Origin of the sequence: Streptomyces durbertensis (genome assembly GCF_014156695.1) — a bacterium.
Lineage (GTDB): Bacteria > Actinomycetota > Actinomycetes > Streptomycetales > Streptomycetaceae > Streptomyces > Streptomyces durbertensis.
Window position 1 is genome coordinate 1 of the sequence record NZ_WMLF01000684.1, and the last position, 1,868, is coordinate 1,868.

Here is a 1,868-nt window from a genome sequence, read left to right on the forward strand (position 1 = left end):
GGCCGAGGGGGTGCGTACGGGTGCCGGTTCGGCGGCGGGTATGGGGATGTCGGGTCCGGCTGTCGGCTCGGGCGGGCCGGAGGCGGTCTCCTCGGGAGACTTCTCCGGCTCGGCCTCGGTGCGCACGCCGTCCGCCGACTCGCCCTCCTGCGGGCCGGTCAGCGGCAGCCAGGGCGCGTGGGAGTTGCCGCCGGCGAGGCTGAAGACGAGGACGACGGCGTAGCCGGCGCAGGCCAGACCGAGCACCCAGCCGACCCGGCGCAGGGTACGGCGGCGCCGCCCGCTGCCGTCGACGAAGACCGGCTCCTCGCCGGCACCGGACACGGCGGAGGACACGTCGACGGCGGGTACGGCGACGGTCGGTTTCTCGACCTTCGCCATCCGCACGGTCGCCGCGTCCGCGGACTTCGGTGGACCACTCATCTCGCGCTCCTCATGCAACGAGCGCGGGTGGTCGGTTGCGCTCCAACATGGCCCGGACAGGCTGTCGTCGTGTTCCCCCCGAGTCACCCGTCCGGAGGAGGAATCTACCGCAGGATGACGAACGGGATTTCACCTGTTCACTCGAATCGACACGGCATGGACCGAGGTGGCACGGCACGTCGCCACTGTCCGATATGCCCGCGTGGTCAAGACTTGGGCAAAGCTTTACGTGTCCGTCGCCGGAGTCACCCCGCCGGGCGGGCGGTCCGGTCGCCGCGGCCGGTGACGCGGGTCAGGGGACAAGCGGGCCCAGTAGTTCCAGGTCGGGGGCCGGCAGCCAGCCGCCCGGAGGGACGTCGAGCCAGCCTTCCGAGGCGCCCAGAGCGGCGGCCCTGTGCAGCAGGGCGTCCAGGCCCGGATGCCGCAGCCCGCGCCGCCAGACGACGGAGACCGGGGAGAGCGGCACGGGGTCGGCAAGCGGCCTGAGCACCATGTCCGGCACCTCCACGAACACCTCGCTCGCCAGCACCGCCCAGCCGCGTGAACGCACCACGCGGACGAACTCGTCCTTGCCCTCGATCTTCGGGAACGGCGGCGCCACGTGGATGCCCCGCCCCGCGAAGAGGGCACGCGCGTAGTCCGTCCACTCTGCGGTCTCCGCGTTGCCGGCGCCCGCGTACAGGGTCTCGCCGGCGAGCGCGGCCAGGGGGACGCGCGGGGAGGCTGCCAGCGGGTGGTCGGCGGGCAGCAGGACGGCCAGTCGTTCCAGCCGGACCAGCCGGTGGTCCAGGCCGCGCCGCAGGGCCGGCGGCAGCCCGGCAAAACGGCCGAAGGAGACGTCCAGCCGCCCGGCGGCGAGCTGTTCGGCGGCGCCGGCGAGTCCGCTGACAAAGCGGGCGACGAACTCCACGCCGGGGGCGTGCTCGCGCGCCTCCTCCAGGATCCGGTGGCCGGTGGCGACCGGCGCCGCCACGTCCACGACCAGCGGGCGGGCCGTACGGTCGACGGCGGCGTTCAGCTCGTCGTGGGCCGCCAGCACCGCGCGGACGTGCGGCAGCAGCCGCTCGCCTTCCGCGGTGAGCGTGACGTGCCGGGTGGAGCGGACGAACAGGTCGGCGCGCAGGCGCTGTTCGAGCCGTCTCACGTCGCGACTGAGGGCCTGCTGGGCGACGTGCAGGCGAGCGGCGGCCCGGGTGAAGTGCAGCTCCTCGGCCACCGCGACGAAGGCGCGCAGCAGTCGGGGGTCGAGGTCGTGGGCCATCCGGCCATCCTGCCAGGCCAGCGGCGATTGACAACGGGAACGCGTGAATCGGTCGGATCAGGTGTTGGACGGTACGGGCGGGTCGCGCCGAGGCTGGTGCCCATGCCGACCAGCATCCTCCCCCGGCCGCCTGCCCCCTTCCTCGCCATGACCGGCTCCACCCTGATCGCCGCCGCCCCGCGCC

1 protein-coding gene and 1 pseudogene are annotated in these 1,868 nt (G+C 73.9%); both read right to left on the reverse strand.

Annotated features, from left to right (window positions below; genetic code table 11):
- A pseudogene (locus GL263_RS25895) lies at positions 1 to 423 on the reverse strand (hypothetical protein); the annotation flags it as partial.
- Positions 424 to 715: 292 nt separating this feature from the next.
- Positions 716 to 1,684: a LysR family transcriptional regulator gene (locus GL263_RS25900; RefSeq protein ID WP_182858167.1), complete on the reverse strand. Its 969-nt coding sequence runs from the start codon at positions 1,682 to 1,684 to the stop codon at positions 716 to 718.
- Positions 1,685 to 1,868 lie beyond the last annotated feature (184 nt).